The organism is Pseudomonas sp. Marseille-Q5299, assembly GCF_943737035.1.
Taxonomy (GTDB): domain Bacteria; phylum Pseudomonadota; class Gammaproteobacteria; order Pseudomonadales; family Pseudomonadaceae; genus Aquipseudomonas; species Aquipseudomonas putida_E.
Genome location: NZ_CALSFR010000003.1, coordinates 848,957 through 872,644, shown reverse-complemented (window position 1 = coordinate 872,644; position 23,688 = coordinate 848,957). Strand labels below are relative to the sequence as shown.

Annotated in this window: 20 protein-coding genes; 11 read left to right on the top strand and 9 right to left on the bottom strand. The window is 61.6% G+C overall.

All coding sequences use genetic code 11. The annotated features are described in order from the left end of the window. Positions 1-168: 168 nt before the first annotated feature. From NGJ21_RS12715 to NGJ21_RS12675, 9 genes are all read left to right on the top strand, one after another. Complete coding sequence (locus tag NGJ21_RS12715; protein ID WP_012316833.1) at positions 169-1,476, top strand: CitMHS family transporter; 1,308 nt, start codon at positions 169-171, stop codon at positions 1,474-1,476. Between the two features lie 73 nt (positions 1,477-1,549). Continuing rightward, positions 1,550-2,320, top strand: a complete 771-nt coding sequence (locus tag NGJ21_RS12710; RefSeq protein ID WP_012316834.1) for a TerC family protein — start codon at positions 1,550-1,552, stop codon at positions 2,318-2,320. A gap of 228 nt (positions 2,321-2,548) precedes the next feature. Then, positions 2,549-4,207, top strand: a complete 1,659-nt coding sequence (locus tag NGJ21_RS12705) for a Na/Pi cotransporter family protein (RefSeq protein ID WP_251962178.1) — start codon at positions 2,549-2,551, stop codon at positions 4,205-4,207. 30 nt (positions 4,208-4,237) lie between these two features. Continuing rightward, the gene (locus NGJ21_RS12700) at positions 4,238-5,644 is read left to right on the top strand and encodes a M16 family metallopeptidase (protein ID WP_115273167.1); all 1,407 of its coding nucleotides are present in this window, start codon (positions 4,238-4,240) and stop codon (positions 5,642-5,644) included. 90 nt (positions 5,645-5,734) lie between these two features. After that, positions 5,735-6,757: a DUF5924 family protein gene (locus tag NGJ21_RS12695; protein WP_046786722.1), complete on the top strand. Its 1,023-nt coding sequence runs from the start codon at positions 5,735-5,737 to the stop codon at positions 6,755-6,757. Between the two features lie 115 nt (positions 6,758-6,872). Further along, on the top strand, positions 6,873-8,006 hold the full coding sequence (locus NGJ21_RS12690; protein WP_251962177.1) for an ABC transporter permease: 1,134 nt from the start codon (positions 6,873-6,875) through the stop codon (positions 8,004-8,006). Next, a complete protein-coding gene (locus NGJ21_RS12685) occupies positions 8,003-8,794 on the top strand; it encodes an ABC transporter ATP-binding protein (protein ID WP_251962176.1) in 792 nt (263 codons plus the stop codon). The genes NGJ21_RS12690 and NGJ21_RS12685 overlap by 4 nt, the downstream gene beginning before the upstream one ends. Positions 8,795-8,797: 3 nt before the next feature. Then, positions 8,798-9,736 carry an MlaD family protein gene (locus NGJ21_RS12680; protein ID WP_115273169.1) on the top strand — a complete coding sequence of 313 codons (939 nt, stop codon included), beginning with the start codon at positions 8,798-8,800 and terminating at the stop codon, positions 9,734-9,736. Then, positions 9,733-10,356: an ABC-type transport auxiliary lipoprotein family protein gene (locus tag NGJ21_RS12675; protein ID WP_251962175.1), complete on the top strand. Its 624-nt coding sequence runs from the start codon at positions 9,733-9,735 to the stop codon at positions 10,354-10,356. Before NGJ21_RS12680 ends, NGJ21_RS12675 begins: the two co-directional genes overlap by 4 nt. On the opposite strand, the gene NGJ21_RS12670 is transcribed toward NGJ21_RS12675, so the two are convergent. The 6 genes from NGJ21_RS12670 to NGJ21_RS12645 all read right to left on the bottom strand — a co-directional run bounded on the left by NGJ21_RS12670 (position 10,338) and on the right by NGJ21_RS12645 (position 15,757). Continuing rightward, a complete protein-coding gene (locus NGJ21_RS12670) occupies positions 10,338-11,567 on the bottom strand; it encodes a spore maturation protein (protein WP_012316842.1) in 1,230 nt (409 codons plus the stop codon). The two genes, NGJ21_RS12675 and NGJ21_RS12670, sit on opposite strands and share 19 nt — an antisense overlap. Before the next feature lie 152 nt (positions 11,568-11,719). Continuing rightward, a complete protein-coding gene (gene gltP / locus NGJ21_RS12665) occupies positions 11,720-13,048 on the bottom strand; it encodes a glutamate/aspartate:proton symporter GltP (protein WP_046786728.1) in 1,329 nt (442 codons plus the stop codon). Between the two features lie 734 nt (positions 13,049-13,782). Next, a complete protein-coding gene (locus tag NGJ21_RS12660) occupies positions 13,783-14,253 on the bottom strand; it encodes an inhibitor of vertebrate lysozyme family protein (protein ID WP_046786729.1) in 471 nt (156 codons plus the stop codon). A gap of 2 nt (positions 14,254-14,255) precedes the next feature. Next, positions 14,256-14,417, bottom strand: a complete 162-nt coding sequence (locus NGJ21_RS12655) for a DUF1328 domain-containing protein (RefSeq protein ID WP_003252966.1) — start codon at positions 14,415-14,417, stop codon at positions 14,256-14,258. A gap of 56 nt (positions 14,418-14,473) precedes the next feature. Further along, the gene (locus NGJ21_RS12650; protein ID WP_046786730.1) at positions 14,474-14,758 is read right to left on the bottom strand and encodes a hypothetical protein; all 285 of its coding nucleotides are present in this window, start codon (positions 14,756-14,758) and stop codon (positions 14,474-14,476) included. 177 nt (positions 14,759-14,935) lie between these two features. Then, positions 14,936-15,757 (bottom strand): BON domain-containing protein, encoded by an 822-nt coding sequence (locus tag NGJ21_RS12645; RefSeq protein WP_251962174.1) that lies wholly within the window; start codon positions 15,755-15,757, stop codon positions 14,936-14,938. A gap of 210 nt (positions 15,758-15,967) precedes the next feature. Here NGJ21_RS12645 and algB point away from each other — a divergent pair, with 210 nt between their 5' ends. Both algB and NGJ21_RS12635 read left to right on the top strand, forming a co-directional pair. Next, on the top strand, positions 15,968-17,314 hold the full coding sequence (algB, locus tag NGJ21_RS12640; RefSeq protein WP_046786732.1) for a sigma-54-dependent response regulator transcription factor AlgB: 1,347 nt from the start codon (positions 15,968-15,970) through the stop codon (positions 17,312-17,314). Further along, entirely contained in the window at positions 17,311-19,089 is a 1,779-nt protein-coding gene (locus NGJ21_RS12635; RefSeq protein WP_115273172.1) for a KinB sensor domain-containing domain, read from the top strand. Before algB ends, NGJ21_RS12635 begins: the two co-directional genes overlap by 4 nt. 56 nt (positions 19,090-19,145) lie before the next feature. On the opposite strand, the gene NGJ21_RS12630 is transcribed toward NGJ21_RS12635, so the two are convergent. From NGJ21_RS12630 to NGJ21_RS12620, 3 genes are all read right to left on the bottom strand, one after another. Beyond that, positions 19,146-20,765 carry an EAL domain-containing protein gene (locus NGJ21_RS12630; protein WP_115273173.1) on the bottom strand — a complete coding sequence of 540 codons (1,620 nt, stop codon included), beginning with the start codon at positions 20,763-20,765 and terminating at the stop codon, positions 19,146-19,148. Positions 20,766-20,852: 87 nt separating this feature from the next. Continuing rightward, positions 20,853-21,629 (bottom strand): N-acetylmuramoyl-L-alanine amidase, encoded by a 777-nt coding sequence (locus tag NGJ21_RS12625; protein ID WP_218176286.1) that lies wholly within the window; start codon positions 21,627-21,629, stop codon positions 20,853-20,855. A gap of 64 nt (positions 21,630-21,693) precedes the next feature. Then, a complete protein-coding gene (locus NGJ21_RS12620) occupies positions 21,694-23,664 on the bottom strand; it encodes a GGDEF domain-containing protein (protein WP_119687973.1) in 1,971 nt (656 codons plus the stop codon). Positions 23,665-23,688: the final 24 nt, after the last annotated feature.

Here is a 23,688-nt window from a genome sequence, read left to right as displayed (position 1 = left end):
ACCCGGAATCTTCCGCGCCCGGCCCAATCAACAACAACAATGGTGATTCTGATGTATTCCTGTGCCCGCCCTTTCGCAGTCCCCCCCCGCTTGCTCCCCGCGCAGCGCTCAACGCGCTGATTCGCCCGATCGACTTTCCTTTCGCCGCGCCACGCCTGGAGTATTGCCATGCTGACCTTCCTCGGCTTTGCCATGGTCATCACCTTCATGTACCTGATCATGACCAAGCGCCTGTCGGCCTTGATCGCGCTGATCCTGGTACCGATCCTGTTCGCCCTGTTCGGTGGTTTTTCCGCCAAGATCGGCCCGATGATGCTCGAAGGCATCAGCAAGCTCGCGCCCACCGGCGTCATGCTGATGTTCGCCATCCTTTACTTCGCCCTGATGATCGACTCCGGCCTGTTCGACCCGGCGGTGCGCAAGATCCTCAAGCTGGTCAAGGGCGACCCGCTGAAAGTCTCGGTCGGCACCGCCGTGCTGGCCCTGGTGGTCTCGCTGGACGGTGACGGCGCCACCACCTACATGATCTGCTGCGCCGCCATGCTGCCCCTGTACAGCCGCCTGGGCATGAGCCCGCGGATCATGGCCGGCCTGATCATACTCGCCGGTGGGGTAATGAACATGACCCCATGGGGCGGCCCTACTGCCCGCGCAGCCAGTGCCCTGCACGTAGACCCTTCGGACATTTTCGTACCGATGATCCCGGCCATGGTCTTTGGCGTGCTGGCGATCCTGGCCATCGCCTACATGTACGGCAAGCGTGAGCGTGCCCGCCTGGGTGAACTGCACCTGCCTACCGACGACATCGATCACAGCGAAATCACCGTGTCGCAGTTCCCCGACGCACGCCGGCCGAAGCTTCTGTGGTTCAACGGTGCGCTCACCGCTGCGCTGATGGCTGCACTGATCGCAGGCCTGCTACCACTGCCGGTGCTGTTCATGATCGCCTTCAGCATCGCCATGATCGTCAACTACCCTTGCCTTCAGCAGCAGAAGGACCGTATTGCCGCCCACGCTGGCAGCGTACTCGCCGTGACCGGGCTGATCTTCGCCGCCGGTATCTTCACCGGCATCCTGTCGGGCACCGGCATGGTCGAGGCCATGTCCAAAAGCTTGCTGGCGGTCATTCCCGAAGCGCTGGGCCCTTACCTGGCGGTGATCACCGCGATCGTGAGCATGCCGTTCACCTTCTTCATGTCCAATGACGCCTTCTATTACGGCGTGCTGCCGGTGCTGGCCGAAGCGGCCAGCCACTACGGCATCAGCCCGGTGGAAATGGCCCGCGCTTCGATCGTCGGCCAGCCGGTACACCTGCTGAGCCCGCTGGTACCCTCGACCTACCTGCTGGTGGCGCTGGCAGGCATCGAATTCGGTGATCATCAGCGCTTCACCCTCAAGTGGGCAGTACTGGTGTGCATGTGCATAATGCTCGCCGCACTGCTGATGGGCATTTTTCCGCTGTTCAGCAGTCTGTAAATAAACGCCTGTCACCGCAACGCGAAGTGCCCTGTGCAGGGGCGCTTCGCCACTATCGTTCGAAGGAATACACATGGAATGGCTGACCAGCCCGGAAATCTGGGTTGCCTTTTTCACCCTCACTGCGCTTGAGATCGTTCTCGGTATCGACAACATCATCATGATCTCGATTCTGGTCAGCCGCATGCCCAAGCACATGCAGGCGCGCACCCGAATCTTCGGCCTGGCCCTGGCCATGGTCACCCGCATTTTGCTGTTGCTGTCGATCACCTGGGTCATGCGCCTGACTGCCGACCTGTTCGTGGTATTCGGCCAGGGCATCTCGGGCCGCGACCTGATTCTGTTCTTTGGCGGCCTGTTCCTGCTGTGGAAAAGCTCGCAGGAGATCTACCACGGCCTGGAAGGGGAGGACGAAAGCGGTGACGAGCCCAAGGGCAAGGGCGGCACGTTCCTCTTCACCATCATTCAGATCGCCATCATCGACATCGTGTTCTCCCTGGACTCGGTGATCACTGCTGTAGGCATGGTTTCGCATGTGCCGGTGATGGTCGCAGCAATCATCGTTGCAGTACTGGTGATGATGTTGTGCGCCGGTGCCATCAGCAACTTCATCGACAAGCACCCTTCGCTGAAGATGCTTGCGCTTTCGTTCCTGATCGTCGTAGGTACCGTGCTGATCGCCGAATCTTTCGATGTGCACGTGCCCAAGGGCTACGTCTACTTCGCCATGGCGTTCTCCCTGGGGGTGGAGGCCATCAACATCCGCATGCGCACCGCCATGGCGCGCAAGCGCGGCAAGGAGCAAGACGCAGTTAAATTGCGCAAGGACATTCCGGGTCAGTAAGCACCGCGAACGCAGTATTCGAGGGCCCTCATCAGGGCCCTTTTTCATGCCTTGGGTTTCGTGACAGACAGGTTTCAAATACTGGCCGAGCATGCCAAGCTGGCGACAGGCCCGCAAAACAACTAAAGCTTGAGTAAGCACTGGATAAAAACACCCACCCCCGGGCCAGGCTTACCGCTTCACCCATTGGCTCCGCCTTTGGAGCCCGGATAAGAGGGGGGCTACACCATGCTGACCCTGCTCAACCTGCTTTCCGCCGTCGCGTTGCTGGTATGGGGCACGCACATCGTCCGTACCGGCATCCTGAGAGTGTTCGGCTCCAACCTGCGCCGGGTCCTGAGCCAGAACATGAACCGGCGGCCATTGGCATTCATCGCCGGTATCCTGGTCACGGCCGTAGTGCAGAGCAGCAACGCGACCGCCATGCTGGTGACGTCATTCGTGGGTCAGGGCTTGATGGCCATGACCCCGGCCTTGGCAATCATGCTCGGTGCAGATGTCGGCACTGCACTGATGGCCAGGGTGCTTACCCTGGACCTTTCATGGCTCTCGCCGTTGCTGATACTCCTGGGTGTGATCTTTTTTCTGTCGCGCAAGCAAACGCGCGCGGGCCAGCTGGGCCGGGTAGGCATCGGCCTGGGTCTGATCATTCTGGCGCTGGAACTGATCGTTCAGGCGGCCACCCCCATCACCCAGGCTCAGGGTGTGAAAGTACTGTTCGCCTCATTGACCGGAGACATCCTGCTCGATGCTTTGGCTGGCGCAGTGTTCGCCATGGTTTCGTACTCCAGCCTGGCAGCAGTGCTGCTGACCGCCACCCTGGCCGGCGCTGAACTGATCAGCCTGCCAGTGGCCATCGGCCTGGTGGTCGGCGCCAACATCGGCAGCGGGCTGCTGGCCTTTCTCAGCACCAGCATGCAGAACGCCGCGGGCCGGCGAGTGGCCTTGGGCAGCCTGTTGTACAAGCTGATCGGCCTGGTGCTGATCATTCCGGTGCTCAATCCACTGGTGGCGTGGATGGACTCGCTGAGCTTCAGCCCACAGGAGCTGGTGATCGGCTTCCACCTGCTCTACAACACGCTGCGTTGCCTGGTCCTGCTGCCCACCGTCAAGCCCATGGGGCGCCTGTGCAACTGCTTGTTGCCGGAGCGCGAGAACGGTAACGGCCAAGTGCGCCCACGCCACCTGGACGCCTCGGCACTCACCACACCCAGCCTGGCCTTGGCCAATGCTGCCCGCGAAACGTTACGCCTGGGCGATATCGTCGACAGCCTGCTCGAGGCCATGCTCAACGCCCTGCGCGGCACCCAGACCGCCCTCCCACAGCAGGTCCGTGCCCTGGGCGAAGATGCCGAAGCGCTGTACAGCGCCATCAAACTGTACCTGGCCCAAATGCCCCGGGAAGACCTCAGCGATCAGGACAACAGGCGCTGGGCCGAAATCATCGAACTGGCGATCAACCTCAAGCTGGCCTGTGACCTGGTCGAACGCATGCTGCGCAAGGTCCAACAGCAGAAGACCAGCCAACGCCGGGAGTTTTCCCAGGTCGGCCTGCAAGAGCTGGCCGGCCTGCAAGAGCAATTGCTGACCAACCTGCGCCTGGGCCTTTCGGTATTTCTCAGCGCCGACCCAGAGAGCGCACGCTTGCTGTTGCGGGAAAAACGCCGCTTCCGTGCCCAGGAAAGACGCCTGGCCCATGCCCATGTCAGCCGCCTGCAACGCAAGGTGGTGCAAAGTATCGAGACCAGTTCGCTACACTTGGAGCTGATCGCTGACATGAAGCGGTTGAACTCTTTGTTCTGCAGCAGTGCCTATGTGGTACTGGGTGGCTCGGACACCGGCGGGCTAATGCTCGACAGCGTGCCGGACGAAGCCCGCCTACCCTGATCTCGCCTACCTGGAGACCCAAGCTCGCCCATGCGTTGCCTGACCTTCGTTTGCCTGCTGATCTGTAGCCTGCACTCCTTCGCCCTCGACCGTTCGCGGGTCGAGGGCTACCTGCTGCCCAACGGTCTGCAGGTTATTCTTAAATCCGGCTACGAACGCGATCATGTGGCGATCCGCCTGGTGGTGGGTGTGGGCCTGGACGACTTCGACTGCGAGCAGAAAGAGCTGCCGCACCTGCTCGAGCACTTGCTGTTCAGCGGCATCGACGAGACCGGTGAGGGCGGCCTGGAAGAGCGCCTGCAGGCTTTGGGTGGCGAATGGAATGCCTTCACCAGCAGCGCCGACACCACCTTCGTCATCGAGGCCCCGGCGCGCAACCAGCGCAAAGTGCTCGACCTGCTGCTGGCGGTACTGCGCGACACCCGCATCGACGCCAAGGCGTTGGCCACGGCCAAGCGCATCATCGAACGTGAAGACGGCGGCCACTACGGCCACCTGCAACGTTGGCTCGACCGCCAGGACATCGGTCATCCGGCCAGCGATCAGTTGGCAACCGAACTGGGCCTCAAATGCCCGGAACGCTCCAACCTCGATGGCATGACGCTGGAGCAGGTGCAGGCCCTGCGTGATCGCTGGTACGCCGCCAACAACATGACCTTGATCATGGTTGGCGGCCTCGATCGGCTGCTGCCGGCCTACCTGGAGCGCACCTACGGCGAGCTGCCCGCCACCGAGCCGCAGGAGCGGCGCAACCTGGAAAGCATCAGCCAGCAGGCCGAACAGCGACGCGACCTGACCCGTGGTTTTCTGGGCGACAGCGTCAAACTGCACTGGTTGTTCATCGAGCCGGTCCTGGACAACGACCACCAGTCGACCCTCGACCTGCTCTCACGCTATCTGGACTGGGCCCTGTACGACCAGTTGCGCCTGCGTAACGGCCTGTCCTATGGGCCTTCGGCACAACGCGAAAGCTTTGGTGACAGCGGCCTGCTCAGCCTGAACGCTGACCTTGAGCGCGACGACGTCGACGAGGCGGTCAAGGTGATGCAGAAACTGTTCGACCACTTGCGCGAGGACGGCCTTGATCCGGATACATTCGCCCGTATCAAGGAGGCCGCCGTCGCCAAGGAAAGCTGGAGCACCCAGGGCAACAGCGCGCTGGCCGATTATTACTGGGGGGCACTCAACGCCTACAGCAACGGGCGCTTTGCCGACCCGGCCCGGCAGCTGCGACAGGTCAGCCTGGAGCAGGCCAACGAGGCGCTGAAGGCATTGCTCAAGGATGAGGGTTATCTGCGCATCGAGAAGCCGTTGCTTGGGTATGACGAGCTGTATGGGCTGATTGCGCTGCTACTGGGGGTGATCCTGGCTGCCGGGCTGCTACGTCGCCGGCGTACTTCACCCCAACCACCGAGCGGTGCTACACGGCAGCGGTGATTCGGCGGTATCCTTTCGCCAGTACCGGCCTCTTCGCGGGTTTACCCGCGACGGCGCGGCACAGTCACCCTATCACTCTGTTGTATACCCATGCCCCCTATTCCCCATATCGTCCAGCGCGTCATCGAACTGCTCAAACGCTACCCCGGCATCATCGCGCTCGGCGGTTTCCTCTCCGGTATCGGCAGCTTCATTCTGGTCGACCGCCAGGCCAGCCTGGCCAGCTGGGTCGCCATTCTCATGCTGGTGAGCTGGATCTGGCTGATGCTGGAGAACACCCTGACAGGCCTGTTCGCCCGCACCTTCAAACGGGAAATTCCTCAGCCGCTGCTGCGCTACGCGACGCAGATGATCCACCAGGAAAGCCTGTTCTTCGTACTGCCGTTCTTTTTCATCACCACCACCTGGAACAGTGGCCAACTGGTATTCACCGGCCTGCTCGGTGCCGCCGGGCTGGTCTCGATCATCGACCCGCTGTACTACAAGTGGCTGGCACCGCGGCGCTGGCTGTTCATGGCGCTGCACACCCTCACCCTGTTCGCCGCGCTGTTGACGGCCCTGCCGATCATCCTGCACCTGACCACCGCGCAAAGCTTCAAGCTGGCACTGGTTGCAGCCATGGTGCTGTCGTTCCCGAGCCTGGCCAGCAGTTTCCCGATCAACACCTGGCGCCGTGGCGTGGCGCTGGTACTGGTGACCCTCGCGGTCGGCGGGGGCGGTTGGTTACTGCGCTCGTGGGTCCCACCGGCCACCCTGTGGATGACCGAAGTGGCGGTCAGCACAGAGGTATTGAACCGCCAGCCCGGCGAATCGCTGGATGAAGTTGCCGCCAGCCGCATTCGCAGCAGCGGCCTGTATGCCTACACCGCCATCAACGCACCGCGCGGCCTCAACGAGCGCATCTACCACGTGTGGCAGAAGGACGGCAAGGAAGTGGACCGTATCGCCCTGGATATCCATGGCGGGCGCAAGGAAGGCTACCGTGCGTGGACCCACAAGCAGAACTTCCCGCCAAACCCCGCAGGTAAATGGCAGGTGCGCGTGCTGACCGAAGATGGCCAAGTGATCGGTGTGCTGCGCTTCAAGGTGGTAGACGACGCGCCGGCGAAGTAAGCGCTCCTGTGGGGGCCGGCTTGCCGGCGATTGGGCCGCAACGCGGCCCCAGCACATTTCAACAAACCCCGCCATGCCTGCTGCGCTATGATCAGCCTCTACGCCTGTCAGATGCATGGAGCCTATGACCACCCCCAGCGCCACTCTGGACACCAGCAGCCAACCGGCCTGCCTGCGCATTGCCGGTGACTGGACCCTGGCCCACTACGCCAGCCTCAAGCGCGACAGCGAACACCTGCGCACCCAATACGGCGCCGACGCCGTAGCCGATCTCAGCCAACTGGGCCAGCTCGATACCGCCGGTGCCTCGCTACTGGCTGAGCTGCTGGGCTCTGAGCGCCTGTCGCACTGCACTCAACAGCTGCCCGCTGCCAGCCGCGCCCTGCTCAAGAACGTCTACTGCTCGGTTCAGGACTACTGCATCCCGGTAAAGGAACCCGAGCGCCCTGTGCTGCTCCTGCTGCTGGAGCGCATCGGCCGCGCGGTCAATACGTTGTGGCAAGACACCCTGCAGTTGCTCGGCTTCATCGGCCTGATCCTGGAGACCCTGCTGCGCCGGGCCTTGCAACCGCATCGCTGGCGGCTCACCCCGGTTGTCTCGCATATCGAGCAGACAGGTCTGGACGCCGCGCCTATCGTCGCGTTGCTGACGTTTCTGGTGGGCGCGGTGGTCGCCTTCCTCGGGGCGACCGTGCTGGCCGATTTCGGCGCAACCGTATTCACCGTCGACCTGGTGGCATTCTCGTTCCTGCGCGAATTCGCCGTGTTGCTGACCGCCATACTGATGGCCGGCCGCACAGCCAGTGCCTTCACTGCCCAGATCGGCTCGATGAAGGCCAACGAGGAGATCGACGCCCTCCGTACCCTGGGCCTGAACCCGATCGAACTGCTGGTCGTACCCCGGGTGCTGGCACTGCTGATCTCGCTGCCGCTGCTGACCTTCGTCGCGATGATCTGCGGCATCGTCGGCGGTGCTGTGGTCTGCGCGCTTTCACTGGATATTTCGCCGGCCATGTTCCTCTCGCTGCTGCAAAGCGATATTGGCGTGCAGCACTTTCTCGTCGGCTTGGCCAAGGCACCCTTCTTTGCCTTCCTGATCGCGGCCATTGGCTGCCTGGAAGGCTTCAAGGTCAGCGGCAGCGCTGAGTCGGTAGGCGCCCACACCACCTCCAGCGTGGTTCAGTCGATCTTCGTGGTCATCGTGCTCGATGCAGTGGCTGCGCTGTTCTGCATGGAGATGGGCTGGTGAGTGCCCCGGAAGCAGTGATCCAGGCGCGGGGCATCTGCAACCGTTTCGGCAGCCAGAGCGTGCACGAGAACCTCGATCTGGACCTTTACCGCGGTGAAATCCTGGCCGTGGTTGGCGGTTCGGGCAGCGGCAAGTCGGTGCTGTTACGCAGCATCATAGGGCTACGGCTGCCGAATGAAGGCCAGATCAAAGTGTTTGGCCAGAACCTGGCCGGCCTGCATGAAGAGCAACGCTCATTGGTCGAACGGCGCTTTGGCGTGTTGTTTCAGAAGGGTGCGCTGTTCTCCTCGCTGACCGTCACCGAGAACGTCGCATTGCCACTGATCGAGCATGCAGGCCTGTCGCGCGCCGATGCAGAGCACCTGGCCGGGGTGAAGCTGGCCTTGGCCGGCCTGCCGATTTCGGCCGCAGACAAATACCCCTCTTCACTGTCCGGCGGCATGATCAAGCGCGCCGCACTTGCCCGCGCACTGGCCCTGGACCCGGACATCCTGTTCCTTGACGAACCCACTGCCGGCCTCGACCCGATCGGCGCCGCCGCCTTCGACCAACTGATCCTCACCCTGCGCGACGCCCTGGGCCTGAGCGTGTTCCTCATCACCCACGATCTGGACACGCTCTACACCATCACTGACCGCATCGCGGTACTGTCGCAGAAGAAGGTGCTGGTGGCAGGCCCGCTGGCCCAAGTCGAACAGACCGACGACCCGTGGATTCACGATTACTTTCACGGCCCACGCGGACGGGCGGCTGAACAGGCCGCCAACCGTGCCGGGCAGGAGCGCTGAACGATGGAAACCCGAGCTCATCACGTCCTCATCGGCCTGGTCACCGTGCTGGTGGTGGCCGGTGCCATGCTGTTTGGCCTGTGGCTGACCAAGTCCAGCGTCGACGACGCCTTCAAGGACTACGAAGTGATCTTCAACGAAGCCGTCTCCGGGCTGTCCCGCGGCAGCCCCGTGCAATACAACGGCATCAAGGTCGGTGATGTGACCAGCCTGCGCCTGGACCCCAAGGACCCGCGCCGGGTGCTGGCCCGGGTTCGCCTGAGCGGCGATACCCCGGTCAAGGAAGACACCCAGGCGAAACTGACCCTCGCCGGCGTCACCGGCAACTCGTTCATCCAGCTCAGCGGCGGCACTCCGAAAAGCCCAGAGCTCAAGGGCAAAGACGGCAAGTTACCCGTGATAATCGCCTCGCCCTCCCCCATCTCGCAGCTACTCAATGACAGCAGCGACCTGGTCACCAACATCAACCTGCTGCTGCACAATGCGAACCAGATGTTCTCGGAAAACAATATCGACCGCCTGAGCAACACCCTGGCCAATCTGGAACAGACCACCAGTGCGTTCGCCAACCACAAAGGCGGCATTTCCCAGGCCATAGAACAGCTGGCCCAGGTCGGCAAACAGGCCAACGCCACGCTGGCCGAAACCCAAGCGCTGATGCGCAATGCCAACAGCCTGCTCGGCACCGAGGGCAAACAGGCCATCGGCAGCGCCGAGCAGGCCATGCAATCGCTGGCCGCCAGCACTGCGACCATCAACAGCCTGCTCAATGACAACCGCCAGTCCATCGACGACGGCGCGCAAGGCCTCAACCAGCTGACACCGGCCATCCGCGAACTGCGTGAAACCCTCAACTCACTCAAGGGCATTTCCCGACGCCTGGAAGCCGACCCGAGCGGCTACCTGCTTGGCCGCGACAACAACAAGGAGTTCCAGCCATGAAGCTGTCGCTGCGCCTGCTGGCCCTGACGGCCGCGCTGAGCCTGTCTGCCGCCTGCTCGATCCTGCCCCAGAGCGAGCCTGTGGATATCTACCGGCTGCCGGTCAACCAGGCCAGCCACAGCGCGACCCCGGTGCCATGGTCGTTACGCTTGAACAAGCCGCTGGCAAGCGAAGTGCTGGCCGGGCCACGCATCGCTGTGATCCCCAAGGGCGACGTGGTCAGCAGCTACAAAGGCGCCCGCTGGAGCGACCCGGTGCCGTTGCTGTTACGCAACCGCCTGCTCGATGGCTTCCAGCGCGACGGGCGTGTACAGCGTCTGAGCGCCGACGACAGCAACCTGCAGGCCGACTATGAACTGGCCGGTGAACTGCAGGCGTTTCAGAGCGAGTACCGGCCAACCGGTGCGGTGGAGGTGGTGATCCGCTATGACGCGCGTCTGGTTCAGGGGCGCAGCCAGCGAATCCTTGCCAGCAAGCGTTTCGAGGTGCGTCAGCTGCTGGCAGATACGCAGGTTTCGGCCGTGGTGGCCGGCTTCGGCATGGCCAACGATCAACTCGCCGCGCAGGTGGTGAACTGGACCGTCGCGCAAAGCGCTCAGGCTCAGGCAAAGAACCAGTAGCAGACCAGGATGGCCGCAATGACACCGGACAGTTCGGCCAGCAAGGCGCAACCTACGGCATGGCGCACGCGCTGGATGCCGACAGCACCGAAATACACCGCCAGCACGTAGAACGTGGTTTCGGTGCTGCCCTGAACGGTAGCGGCTACCAGTGCCGGGAAGCTGTCCACGCCGTGGGTCTGCATGGTCTCGATCAGCATCGCCCGCGCCGCACTGCCGGAGAACGGCTTGACCAATGCGGTCGGCAGGCCCTCGACGAAGCGGGTGTCCATACCCATCCAACTCACCGCGTGACGAATGCCATCCAATGCCAGCTCAAGGGCCCCGGAGGCGCGCAGCACACCAACGGCTACCAGCATGGCCACCAGGTAGGGCAGCAGGCTCTTGGCCACGTCGAACCCTTCCTTGGCGCCTTCGACAAAGGCCTCATACACCTTCACCCGCTTCAGCGCACCGATCACCAGGAACAGCATGATCACACCAAACAGCGTGAGGTTGCCCAGGACAGACGACAGGCTGGCCAGCGCAGCAGCCGACAGGGTACCGAGGAAGGCCATGAAGCCGCCCAGCAGCAGAGCACCCGGGATCATGTAGGCCAGCACCACCGGGTCCCACAGGCGCAAACGCTGCATCACCGCCACCGACAGCAGACCGACCAGGGTCGAAACGCTGGTCGCCAGCAGGATCGGCAGGAACACCAGGGTCGGGTCAGTAGCGCCTTGCTGGGCGCGGTACATGAAGATGGTGACCGGCAGCAGGGTCAGCGATGAGGCATTGAGCACCAGAAACAGGATTTGCGCGTTGCTCGCGGTGGTGCTGCTGGGGTTGAGCTCCTGCAGGGCGCGCATGGCTTTCAGGCCGATCGGCGTAGCGGCGTTGTCCAGGCCCAGGCCGTTGGCAGCAAAGTTCATGGTGATCAGGCCCAGTGCCGGGTGGCCGGGTGGCACTTGCGGCATCAGCCGGGCGAACAGCGGGCCGAGCACTTTGGCCAGCCATTCCACGATACCGGCCTTTTCCGCGATCTTGAGGAACCCCAGCCAGAGGGTAAGGGTGCCGAACAGCAGGATCATGACTTCGACCGAGAGCTTGGCCATGGCGAAGATGCTCTCGACCATCGCGGCGAAAATGCCGGCGTTGCCGCCCACCAGCCATTGAGCCAGGGCCGATACGGCCGCCACCAGGAAAAAGCCAAGCCAAAGGCCGTTGAGCATCCGTGTGTTCCCCCTGAAAAGTGCCTGAATGATAACGCACCAACGGCTGCTTTAGCCTGCGCTGGCCACATCGCCGGTTCGCCGGCGATGTGGCCCTTACAGACAGCAAAAAGCCCCGAATGAATCGGGGCTCAATGTTCAACGCGTCAGGTTCAGCGCTTGGCGGTCTCGCCAACCAGCGCCGCTTCCTTCTTGTCCGCAATCAGCGAGGCGTAGTATTGCTCGCCCTTGGCGGCGTCGTACATGCCTTCCCAACGAGCGATCACCAGGGCAGCCAAGGCATTGCCGACCACGTTCAGAGCGGTACGCGCCATGTCCATGATGCGGTCGACACCTGCGATGAAGGCCAGGCCTTCCAGCGGGATGCCTACGCTGCCCAAGGTTGCCAGCAGGACCACGAACGATACGCCCGGCACACCGGCAATACCCTTGGAGGTCACCATCAGGGTCAGCACCAGCAGCAATTGCTGGCTCCAGGACAGGTCAATGCCGTACAGCTGGGCGATGAAGATCGCCGCGATGCTCTGGTACAGGGTCGAGCCGTCGAGGTTGAACGAGTAACCGGTCGGTACCACGAACGAGCAGATCGACTTCGGCGCACCGTACTTTTCCATCTTCTCGATGACACGCGGCAGCACGGTTTCGGAGCTGGACGTGGAGTAGGCCAGGATCAGCTCATCTTTCATGATGCGCATGATCTTGATTACCGAGAAGCCAAAGATGCGTGCGACAAGGCCCAGCACCATGAAGGCGAAGAAGGCGATGGCGAAGTACACCAGCAGCACCAGCTTGGCCAGCGGCAGCAGCGAGCTGAAGCCGAAGTTGGCGACCGTCACGGCGATCAGGGCGAATACGCCGATCGGGGCGTAGTTCATGATCATGTGGGTGACCTTGAACATGGTCTCCGACACGCCCTGGAAGGTACGCACCAGCGGCTCGCGCAGGTCTGCCTGCAGGCTAGACAAGCCCAGGCCGAACAGCACCGAGAAGAAGATGATCGGCAGCATCTCGCCACGCATCAGCGCCGCGAAGATGTTCGACGGGATCAGGTTCAGCAGGGTTTCGATGAACGCATGCTCATGCTGCACCTCGGCGGCGGTCGCCTGGTACTTGGAGATGTCGACGGTGCCCAGGGTGCTCATGTCGATGCCGGCGCCCGGGTGGAACAGGTTTGCCAGCACCAGGCCGACAACGATGGCGATGGTTGTCACCACCTCGAAGTAGATGATGGTCTTCAGGCCGATGCTGCCCAGTTTCTTCGCGTCGCCAACCCCGGCGATGCCCACGATCAGCGACGAAATCACGATCGGGACGACGATCATCTTGATCAGGCGAATGAAGATGTCACCGGCGGGCTGGAGAACGTTGCTGATCCACCATGCCTTTTCTGCACTGAAATGATTCAGTAGCGCGCCGATTGCAACGCCCAGGACCAGACCGATGACGATCTGCCAGGCGAGGCTCAATTTTGCCTTCTTCATGTCTTTACCCTTTGTTCTAGTGATCACGGGCACCGACCGGAAAAGCACGTAACAGAGCCGTTGGCAACGTCACGGGCATCGTACAGCTTCCGTCCGGAGGCCTCATGTAAGGACACCGCAAGCGAGCGACAGGGCGCTCGGGCCAGCGAAAAGGCGGCAACTATTGCGATGGGCAAGGACGAAATCTAATGCCGGAAGCGCATACCCCATGCCGATTCGACATACAGCAATGCGTCAAAATGAGGCATTCGCAAGTCATTGATTTATAACGTTCGGAAACCCGAACACGACCAAACCGCCAGATCTCGGCTGATTTGGCAGTACGCAAAAGAGGACATTGATGGCCTGTTCGACAATCCGAATGGCCGAAATGACACCTGACAACGGCAGCGTTGAGCGAAAAAAAATTGATGTGCGGTCAAGACAAAATGTGTCTCAGCAGGAAAAAGCTGAAAGGGAGATGTTGAAATGAAGATGGCATCTCGGAAGTCAGGCCAGCTCTATGTGGGAAAACTCACTGCTGACCTGAACCTCCGATTTTGCCTTGCCTGACCCGGCCCATTGCTGGAGGCACTCCCTGTACCCCTAGGCCACTCCGATCCTGCAACAATCAGAACAGCCCGGCCCCTTGGTCATGTGCGGCCCCTCCTCGGGGCAGCGCATCATAGAAGCGAGAACTATAGAAAGGTTCCACTTCTATTACGTGACAGTGCGCGACCAATCGTCCCTGACACTCAGTACCAGTTCGGGTCACGCTTGAGCTGCTCCTTCAGCATCGCCTGCATGCCTTCATCCGGCTCACCCAGCCAACGATACTGCGCATGGCGGGTTGGGGCCTTGTCACTCGGCAGGCCCTCGGGTACCTCCACCAGCATCCCGTAGGCATCGTCCTTGTCCCAGCTGAACGCTACGATCAGGCGTTTGTAGGTGCAGTTGTCCTTGGATTCACACAGCGGTCCGACCAGATATTTGTCACCATCCTCGGTCACCGCGGACATCTGCTGCTGTGCACTGCCCGTCAGGTTGATCACCCAGTCGGGCAGGCGTTCCTCGCCTTTGATCGCGTCCTGCCAGGTCTCCCGGTACTCAGGGTCAGAGCCGAGCAACTTGTCGGCGCTGACCTGGCCATCATTGGCCGCCATCGCCGCTGCGCTACCACCCAACAGCAGAGCGGCAGCTACGGCGTTGCAAAGCTTCCTGCTCATCGTCAACCTCGACCACGTCCAAAGAAGAAGGAGGCTACGAACAGGACCAGGAAGACAATGAACAGGATCTTCGCGATACCCGTGGCAGCGCCGGCGATACCACCGAAGCCGAGTACGGCGGCGACAATGGCGATGATGAGGAAAGTGATAGCCCAACTCAGCATGATGCTTCTCCTTTCTTTTTTGAAATCGATCCGGTCGGTGTCGAAACCGCAGCGCCTTAGAACACCCAGCGTTGCTGGGGCACGACTTTTTCGACTGTGGCCGGCGAGGTGTTGGCCGAAGGCAGCTTTTGCGCTGCCCTCACCAATGTGTTGGCACGTGTCGCCTGGATCTGCGCCAGTAGCGCAGTCTGCGCCGCAACCTGCTCAGTGAGTCGCGCGGTCTGCCAGCTGTAGTAAAAAAGGCCTGCGGCCAAAGCCAGCAGCAACGCCATCCCCAGTATCAGGAACTGGCGCAGTGGCAGTGCGGCGATCTGCGAACGGTTGACGGATTGGCGGTTCATGCCGGCTTCTCCTGCTGTAATTTTTCTATTCAAACCTGAACAGGTAATTGCAGCCTGCGTGCCAGTGGCTCGATTTCTAATAAATACTTATAAATCAGATACTTATACATACACATGATTGGGCCTGAGGACGTATCCTGCACGATGCCCGTCTTGGCGTCGTGCGTATTGCACGATTCATCCTTCAACCTTGGTCGCCACCTTGAGCAGATCGGCATCCACCCCACGTACCCCAATGATTTGCCGCGCGATCTCAACGGCGATGGTTTTCTGCTCGCTGCTGACTACCTCACCCGACAGCCGCACCATGCCGCCCTCACTGGCCACCTTGATGTTCAGGCCATCAAGGTTGCGGCTGAAGCGGAAGCTGTTCTGGATCTTGTCGATCACCCACCTGTCACTTGGCTGCGGCCCGGTAGACACGCCCACCGGCGTTTCGCGAGCCTGGGCCATGGCTGCGGAATCCAGACTGACCAGGTTGTTGACCAGGTACACACCGTCAGTGGTCCGCGCCACCACCCCAGCCAGTTCCTTGGCTTCAGCGCTGTCGACCTTGCCGCGCAGGGTGATCACACCTTCACTGCTCTGTACCTCGATAGGCGCCTTCTGCGTCGTACGGCTCCACAGCAGACGGGCACGAATGACGGCAGCCAGGGTTGCATCCTCAAGACGCTGAGCGTAAGCCCGCAATTCGAGCGGGCGCTCGACCAGCCCGGCGTTGACCTGCAACTGGTTATCGACCTGTTCGATGCCTCGAGTCGCCTGTGCGACGTGTTCGGCCAGCTGGCGCTCAACCTCATTCTCGACCTCACCCGTCAGGCGTGCCCGCTGGCCATCCACCTCGACCTCAATGCGAAACGGTTTGAGCATGCGGTTGAGTGCCAGCGCAGTCTGTAGGGAGCCCTCCAGGCGGGCATCCTGAACCGGGTCGGCAAACGCTGGGGTGCAAATGGATAACAGGCTGGCCGTCAACACAGCCGTTCGAGTGGTAAAAGGCATGACCGCACTCCTTCTGTAGGCTAAATCCACAAATCATCGCAACCAATGTGCCACCTCAATGCTCTAAGGCAATCATTGAGATATCGCGGGTTCACGGCATTCTTTGGCCATTGGCTAGCATGCATAGGACAGAATCCTTCAGAATTGACCATGCAACTTGCCCGATTTTTCCCACACTAAATGAAGATCTTTCCCAAAGGAGCGCTGGAAATGGAATCAGCCCAGGACAACCAAGGCCGTATTCTGCTTGTGGATGACGAGTCCGCGATCCTGCGCACCTTCCGCTACTGCCTCGAAGATGAAGGCTACAGCGTGGCCACCGCCAACAGTGCCGCGCAGGCCGAAGCCTTGCTCCAGCGCCAGGTGTTCGACCTGTGCTTCCTCGACCTGCGTCTGGGTGAAGACAACGGCCTGGATGTGCTGGCACAGATGCGCATCCAGGCACCGTGGATGCGGGTGGTGATCGTCACCGCGCATTCGGCCATCGACACTGCAGTCGATGCGATCCAGGCCGGTGCCGCCGACTACCTGGTCAAACCCTGCAGCCCCGACCAGTTGCGCCTGGCCACCGCCAAACAGCTGGAAGTCCGCCAATTGTCGGCACGCCTGGAGGCGCTCGAAGGTGAAGTGCGCAAGCCCAAAGACGGCCTGGACTCGCATAGCCCGGCAATGATGGCCGTGCTGGAAACCGCACGTCAGGTAGCCACCACCGACGCCAACATCCTCATTCTTGGCGAATCGGGGACCGGCAAGGGCGAACTGGCCCGCGCCATTCACAGCTGGAGCAAGCGTGCACGCAAGGCCTGCGTGACCATCAACTGCCCGTCGCTGAACGCCGAGCTGATGGAGAGCGAATTGTTCGGCCACACCCGCGGCGCATTCACTGGCGCCAGTGAAAGCACGCTGGGCCGCGTCAACCAGGCCGATGGCGGCACGCTGTTTCTCGACGAGATCGGCGATTTTCCCCTGACATTGCAACCCAAGTTACTGCGTTTCATCCAGGATAAAGAGTATGAGCGGGTAGGCGACCCTGTCACCCGACGCGCCGATGTGCGCATCCTCGCGGCGACCAACCTGAACCTGGAAGAAATGGTCCGCGAAAGCCGCTTCCGTGAAGACCTGCTCTACCGCCTGAACGTCATCACCCTGCACCTGCCGCCCCTGCGCGAGCGCAGTGAGGACATCCTTACCCTGGCCGATCGCTTTCTCGCCCGTTTCGTCAAGGAGTACGCGCGCCCTGCGCGCGGCTTCAGCGACGAAGCCCGCGCCGCGCTGCTCAATTACCGTTGGCCTGGCAATATCCGCGAACTGCGCAACGTGGTCGAACGCGCCAGCATCATCTGCCCACAGGACCGGGTGGAGATCATTCACTTGGGTATGGGCGAGCAACCTGCCGGCAGCGCTCCCCGGGTTGGTGCGGCGCTGAGCCTGGATGAACTGGAGCGTGCCCACATCGGCGCTGTGCTGGCAGCCAGTGACACACTGGACCAGGCCGCCAAGACCTTGGGTATCGATGCCTCGACCCTGTACCGCAAGCGTAAGCAGTACAACCTATGAAATGGCCGATGAAGCTGCGTACGCGGCTTTTCCTCAGCATTTCAGCGCTGATCACAGTCGCTCTGCTGGGCCTGATGCTAGGTTTGGTCAGCGTGTTGCAAATGACTGCCGCGCAGCAAGCTTCGGTGAGCAATACCACCCATGTCCTGGAAATAGGCTTGAAGCTTCGGCAGAACCTGGGCGAGCAACTGATGCTCATCCTCGATGCGCAAACTTCGCCTCAGAGCCTGCGAGCGCTGCAAGACAATTTCCAGGACCTGCTTGACCAAGGGCTTGCACAAGGCGGTGAACGTACCGGCTTCAACAAGGCCAGCAGCAACTATCAGGCCTTCCTGAGTGCCTATCGCCAAAGCCCTGCACCGGCAAACAGCATGGGTGCCGACCAGCCACTGGGCGCCGCGTTCAACCAAGTGCGCACCGACCTAATCGATTCGCACAAGCTTGCCATCGATTACATCACTCGCAGCGAACAACTGTCCCGCGACCGCGCTTTACTGGTCAGTGGTGTACTCGGCCTGACGGGCTTGGTGGTGCTGATGCTCGGCTTCTTTACCGCACACAACATCGCCCGCCGCTTCGGGCAACCCATCGAAGCCCTGGCCAAGGCCGCAGATCAACTCGGCCAAGGTAACTTCGATGTCACGTTGCCCGTCAGCCAAGCCATAGAAGTCAACCAGCTGACCCGCCGCTTCGGGCTGATGGCCGAGGCGCTGCGCAAGCACCAGGAGACCAACGTCGATGAACTGCTGGCCGGCCAACAACGCCTGCAGGCTGTGCTCGACAGCATCGACGATGGCCTGCTGATCATCGACCGCCAAGGCAACCTGGAGCATCTCAACCCGGTCGCCCAGCGCCAGCTCGGCTGGAGCAACAACCGCCTGGGCAGCCCCTTGGCAGAGGCACTGCAGCGCCCAGAACTGGAGCAACAGCTGCGCCAGGTGCTGCGCGGCGGTAGCCTGGACCGCCCACCTGAGGACCTGAGTATCGAGGTTGATGAAGAGTCACGCCTGCTGTCCTACAGCCTGACCCCGGTCAGCCACCCGCAAGGACCGATTCTCGGTGCCGTGATGGTGCTGCACGATGTGACCGAGCAGCGCGCTTTCGAGCGTGTGCGTAGCGAGTTCGTACTGCGCGCCTCCCACGAACTGCGTACGCCGGTCACCGGCATGCACATGGCCTTCGGCCTGCTGCGAGAGCGCGTGAAGTTTCCACCTGAGGCGCGTGAGAATGACCTGTTGGAGACCATCGGCGAGGAAATGCAGCGCCTGACCCAACTGATCAACGACCTGTTGAATTTTTCACGCTACCAGAGCGGGCTGCAAAAACTCGAACTCGCCCCCTGTGCCATCGACGAACTGCTCGAACGTGCCCAGGTACGGTTCAGCGAGCAGGCATCAGTCAAGCAGATCGAGCTGATCAAGGCGCTGGAGCCGCCGCTGCCTCGGATCCAGGCCGACATCGCCCAACTGGATCGTGTGCTCGACAACCTGCTGCACAACGCCATTCGGCATACCGGCAGCGGGGGGCGAATTCGCCTGCATGCGCGACGCCACGCGGAGCGCGTCATCATCAGCGTCGAGGACAATGGCGAAGGCATTGCCTACGGACAGCAGGGGCGCATTTTCGAACCCTTTGTACAGGTAGGGCGCAAGAAGGGCGGGGCCGGGCTGGGGCTGGCATTGTGCAAGGAAATCGTGCAATTGCACGGCGGCCGCATGGGCGTCTTCTCCCGGCCCGGGCAGGGAACACAGTTCTACATGGCTCTTCCGGTGTGATTTCTTGACCTGCAGAGGTCGTTGAGGCAACGCCTTGCCGGCCACTGCAAGTACGCTCACGGTTCATCATCTATCCGTGGCCTGCGGACTTGCCGGCCTCGCGTCACCAACTCGACGAACTGCCGGGCATTGAGCGGATGGGCGAAGAGCCAGCCTTGGCCATAATTGACACCCTCGCTGTTGAGCAGCACCGCCTGGGCCTCGCACTCTATGCCTTCGGCTATCACCCGTAGATGAAGGTCATGGGCCATGCGAATGATATGAGGCGCCACGCCACTGCTGGCGGCATCGTGCCCGAGCGCGTCGATGAAGGCCTTGTCGATCTTCAGGCAGTCCACCGGCAAGGTCTGCAGATAAGCCAGGCTGCAGTAGCCAGTACCGAAGTCATCGATCAACACCTGATGCCCCACCGAACGAAGCGCCTGCAGGTTGTCACGGGCCACCACCACATCGATCAGCCCCCGCTCGGTAACCTCGAAGGCAATCTGGCTGGCAGCCACCCTGTGCAGTGCCAGCAACCGTGCAGCCACCCGGCCGATGCGCGGGACCATCACATCACAGGCCGCCAGGTTCACCGAGATGTAAAGGTTGCGGTGCGAACGCAGCAACTGGCCAAGTTGCTCAAGCACCCGTTGCAGGACGAAATCGGTGATCTGGCGAATCTGCCCGGTATTTTCAGCCAGCGGAATGAACAGGTCCGGGCTGGTCAGGGTCCCGTCAGGGCGCCGCCAGCGTACCAGCGCCTCAGCGCCCACACAGCGGCGGCTGTCGAGTTCGATGATCGGCTGATAGAGCACCTGCAGTTCACCGCGGCGCAAAGCGTTCTGCAATTCTGAACTCATGGAACGCCGCTGCAGGATCAGCTGCAGTACCAGCCAACCGATACAACAGGCCGCCAGAACGCTGCCTGGGAACAATAGCCAGAGCATGCCGTTCATCCGCAGTGGCAGGCTGGCTCGTGGGGCGATCAGCACGAGCTGGTAATCGGGCGATTTGGTCAGCATGCGATAGACAAGGCGGTCATGCAGTTCGAACAACGAATTGCCGCTGGGTGGCGGCCAATTGTCAGCTGGCGGCCAGACTTGTGGCGGGCCCAGTACCGGTATCGCTCTGGTGCCATTGTCCAGCACCACCAACAGGCTACCTCCGGGCGGCAGGTCAACCACGTCGGTCAAGTGCCCACGCGACGTAGAAACCAGGAAGTTGCCACGTGCAAGCATCAACGCGGCAAGGTTCTCGTTGGGTTCGGTGGTGGTATTGAGCCAATAGCTGTAAGTCGGGCCCTGGATGTCCGGAGCCCGCGTGGGCACGAAAGCCCGTGCCCCCCCGCGGTTGGAGCAGGCGACATTGACGTCTACGTATGCCGCCTCATAAATGAAACGCGAGCCCAGCCCAACTTGCTGCAACAACGCCAGCATCGCCGGGTTGCAGCCGCGCAAAGGCTGCGCCTGCAGGTCGTCGACACCCTCGCGCAACTGGCCGAAAACCTGCTCGAGGCGGTCGAGAAAACGCTCGCCCTGCGCATTCATCTGCGCACTCTCGCTCTGCTTCATCTGCTGCAGCGCAATACCGATACTGGCAGTCAGCAACACCGCAGCGCTGGCCAACGCTGCCAGAGAGGCCAGCATCCAGGGGCGGTAAAAAAATTGGCGCAACGCGGTAATCAGAGCCGACATGGGCAGCATCCAGTTGATATACAGGGTATAGCAACTGAATGGCGTATTGGCTTGGCCGTTTGGCGGAGCCCAAGGGCGCGCGGAGGATCAGCGCATCCGGTTGAGTACTTGAAGCATGGCAGCCGTCTGCGCATCGGGCATGCCGTCGAAGCGCTGTGGCCGGAAACGCATCTGGAACGCCGCAATGACATGGCGGGTAGCCACATCGAGCTGCCCGGTCTGTTCGATGGCGTAGCCGAAGCGTGCCAGCTCTTGCTGGTACCAACCCATGCTCGGTGGATTGGCGTTGAAATACGCCTGCTGGCGCGCCACGGCATTGGGCTCTGGCCATACCCCAAGCCCCGCATCGGCAAGACGCTTCCATGGGAACAACGGCCCCGGATCCAGTTTGCGCAAGGGTGCGATATCACTGTGGCCAATGATATGGCGAGGGTCGATGTTGTTACGTTTGACGATATCCTTTAGCAGCGCGATCAAAGACTGAATCTGCGCTTCGCTGTACGGATACCAGACTCGCCCATTGGGCGTGGTGTCAAAGCCTGGGTTGACGATCTCGATACCGATTGAGCTTGAGTTCAACCAGGTTCGCCCCTGCCATTGGCTGTCCCCGGCATGCCAGGCACGACGGCTTTCATCGACCAGTTGATAAACCGTGGCTGGGCCATCTCCGATCAGGTAGTGGCTGCTGACCTCGCCATGGGTTAGCAGCGCCAGCGAGCGCTCCAGCGAGGCATTGGTGTAATGCAGCACGACGAACTGGATGCGGTTGTCATGGTTGGCCGAGGGATGGCTGCGGTCGATACGCAGGCCGGTCGAACAACCGGCCAGTACGATCAGCAAAAATGCAGTGAACAACGCTTTCATGGAAGAAGCCAGGGTAATTAGCAGTGACGCATTAGCATAACGTATGCGCACCCGGCTCACCCGCTCAGCTTTGTTCCACCCGATTACGGCCCAAGTCCTTGGCCCGGTACAGCGCTGCATCAGCACGCTTGAGCACCTGATCACCGCGCTCACCCGAGCGGAATGCGCTCAAACCGATGGAGGCGGTGATAACCACCCGTTCGCCCTTGAAATGGAACGGACACGCTTCAATAGCGGCACGCAGCACCTCGGCCACTTGCGCAGCTACGGTGGGTGACGTCTGCGCCAGCAACAGTACGAACTCCTCGCCACCGAAACGGGCGATGAAATCGCGCGGCCGCAAGCGCTTGCGCAACTGGTCAGCGACGATCTTCAGTACCTTGTCACCCGCCAGATGGCCATAGCTGTCATTGATGCGCTTGAAGTGGTCCAGGTCGAGAATCGCCATCGCCAAGTGGCCGCCGTTCTCCTGCCAGGCCTGCATTTCGCGCTCTACCTGCTCGCTCCAGGCCGCGCGATTGGGCAGCCCGGTCAGCGGGTCGATCAATGCCTTCTGCCGCTGTTCCTCCAGGTGTTCGCGGTAGCCGAGGGCCTCCTGCTCCATGTTAGCGACGCGCTCGGCCAAGCCCTGAAGGCGCCCGGCGAGTTCCTGTTCGCGGCGGTCACGCTCATGCTGATGCTCATCCATGGTGCCCAGCAGCCCTTCCAGGCGGTTCTCGAGAATGTGCTTGAGGCTGTCCACATCGGCCGCCCCCTGCACGCTGCTTTGCAGGCCATCGACCTGCTCACGCAGTTGGCTGTCCAGCTCGCGCGCAGCAGAACTGTTGTCGGCATGACCGGCACTGGCTTCATGAAGGTGGCTCTGGAAGCTTTCCAGACGCTCATTGAGCTGCTGCAGGTAAGTCTCGAATTCGTGTTGCCCGCTGTCGGTGATGGCCAGCATGAGCACGGCCAGGTCATCGAGCACCGGGATCAGCTCGTACCAGTTCAGCCCCCGTGCCACGCGCTCGCGCATTTCCAGGGCTTGGGCCTTGTGGCGTTCCGGCAGGCTAAGGTCATCGAGCAGGCCGATCAGGGTTTGCTCGATATGCGCGGCAACCTGACTGTAGGGCGGCTCGACTGCGTCAGGGAGTGAATAGGGTCCGTCTTCGCCGAAGGTTTCTTCCAGGGGCTTAAGCGCTTGTGGCTCATCGACCTGTATTGGCAGCTCGGTTCGAGCGCCCTCGAGGCGCTGCGGTTGCTCAGCGCAGACGGGTGCAACCTCGACCGCCTCCTGTGCGTGCGGCTCAGGCTCGCCTGGAGCGGGCGGTGCGGCAACAGGCGTTTCAGGCACCACAGGCACCACAGGCACAGGGTCATGAACCTCAGGTGCTACCAACGGCTGCAGCTCGTCGATATCCCGGGGTGGTAGATCCACCAGCACCGGCCCGTCCGGCAATGGCTGCAGTTCAGGCGCAGCGATTACAGAAGGGGCCGCCGGTTCTACAGCGTTTACACCCTGTGGTTCGCTCTCACGGTTGCCGAACAAGCGCTGCAAAAAGCCCGGCCTGGCATCCTCATCCGGCCTGTTCAACGATGACAGCGCCCGCCCCTGCAACCCGCTCAGCTCTCCGAGCAGCGGCGGCAACTCGCGCGACTGGCTGACGCCGCCGTCGAGTTTCTTCGCCAGTTTCTTGAGCGACCGCGATACGTCACCGGACAACGGCAGGCCTTGCAGTTGCGTCACGAGCGCGGTCAGCGCATCGCTGACCTGGTTCATGCGGGTTTCGCGGCGCTGCTCGGAGTCGAGCACGGCCTTTTCAAGACGCGGGATCAACCCGGCAAGGCCGGCATCCATGTTGTCGCTGCGAATGACCTCACGCATTTCCTTCATGCATTGGTCCACCGCCTTGTCGCTGCCTTCTGCGGCCAAGGTACTGCGCACCAGGCCCCGACGCAGCAGGTCAAGCCGCGCTGCCCATCGGCGCTCCAGCTTTTCCTGCTGTTCGATGCTTTTAAGGTATTTTTCTTTCCAGCGCTCGGCTTCTTCGGTCATGCCTGGATCCGCAACGGGTGATGC

What these genes read in the sequence shown, in the direction of transcription:
- algB (WP_046786732.1), top strand. Translation starts at nt 15,968, where the DNA reads ATGGAATCAGCCCAGGACAACCAAGGCCGTATTCTGCTTGTGGATGAC.
- NGJ21_RS12680 (WP_115273169.1), top strand. Translation starts at nt 8,798, where the DNA reads ATGGAAACCCGAGCTCATCACGTCCTCATCGGCCTGGTCACCGTGCTG.
- NGJ21_RS12630 (WP_115273173.1), bottom strand. Translation starts at nt 20,765, where the DNA reads ATGTCGGCTCTGATTACCGCGTTGCGCCAATTTTTTTACCGCCCCTGG.
- NGJ21_RS12715 (WP_012316833.1), top strand. Translation starts at nt 169, where the DNA reads ATGCTGACCTTCCTCGGCTTTGCCATGGTCATCACCTTCATGTACCTG.
- gltP (WP_046786728.1), bottom strand. Translation starts at nt 13,048, where the DNA reads ATGAAGAAGGCAAAATTGAGCCTCGCCTGGCAGATCGTCATCGGTCTG.
- NGJ21_RS12650 (WP_046786730.1), bottom strand. Translation starts at nt 14,758, where the DNA reads ATGAACCGCCAATCCGTCAACCGTTCGCAGATCGCCGCACTGCCACTG.
- NGJ21_RS12670 (WP_012316842.1), bottom strand. Translation starts at nt 11,567, where the DNA reads ATGCTCAACGGCCTTTGGCTTGGCTTTTTCCTGGTGGCGGCCGTATCG.
- NGJ21_RS12675 (WP_251962175.1), top strand. Translation starts at nt 9,733, where the DNA reads ATGAAGCTGTCGCTGCGCCTGCTGGCCCTGACGGCCGCGCTGAGCCTG.
- NGJ21_RS12705 (WP_251962178.1), top strand. Translation starts at nt 2,549, where the DNA reads ATGCTGACCCTGCTCAACCTGCTTTCCGCCGTCGCGTTGCTGGTATGG.
- NGJ21_RS12700 (WP_115273167.1), top strand. Translation starts at nt 4,238, where the DNA reads ATGCGTTGCCTGACCTTCGTTTGCCTGCTGATCTGTAGCCTGCACTCC.
- NGJ21_RS12660 (WP_046786729.1), bottom strand. Translation starts at nt 14,253, where the DNA reads ATGAGCAGGAAGCTTTGCAACGCCGTAGCTGCCGCTCTGCTGTTGGGT.
- NGJ21_RS12690 (WP_251962177.1), top strand. Translation starts at nt 6,873, where the DNA reads ATGGAGCCTATGACCACCCCCAGCGCCACTCTGGACACCAGCAGCCAA.
- NGJ21_RS12625 (WP_218176286.1), bottom strand. Translation starts at nt 21,629, where the DNA reads ATGAAAGCGTTGTTCACTGCATTTTTGCTGATCGTACTGGCCGGTTGT.
- NGJ21_RS12620 (WP_119687973.1), bottom strand. Translation starts at nt 23,664, where the DNA reads ATGACCGAAGAAGCCGAGCGCTGGAAAGAAAAATACCTTAAAAGCATC.
- NGJ21_RS12635 (WP_115273172.1), top strand. Translation starts at nt 17,311, where the DNA reads ATGAAATGGCCGATGAAGCTGCGTACGCGGCTTTTCCTCAGCATTTCA.
- NGJ21_RS12645 (WP_251962174.1), bottom strand. Translation starts at nt 15,757, where the DNA reads ATGCCTTTTACCACTCGAACGGCTGTGTTGACGGCCAGCCTGTTATCC.
- NGJ21_RS12655 (WP_003252966.1), bottom strand. Translation starts at nt 14,417, where the DNA reads ATGCTGAGTTGGGCTATCACTTTCCTCATCATCGCCATTGTCGCCGCC.
- NGJ21_RS12695 (WP_046786722.1), top strand. Translation starts at nt 5,735, where the DNA reads ATGCCCCCTATTCCCCATATCGTCCAGCGCGTCATCGAACTGCTCAAA.
- NGJ21_RS12710 (WP_012316834.1), top strand. Translation starts at nt 1,550, where the DNA reads ATGGAATGGCTGACCAGCCCGGAAATCTGGGTTGCCTTTTTCACCCTC.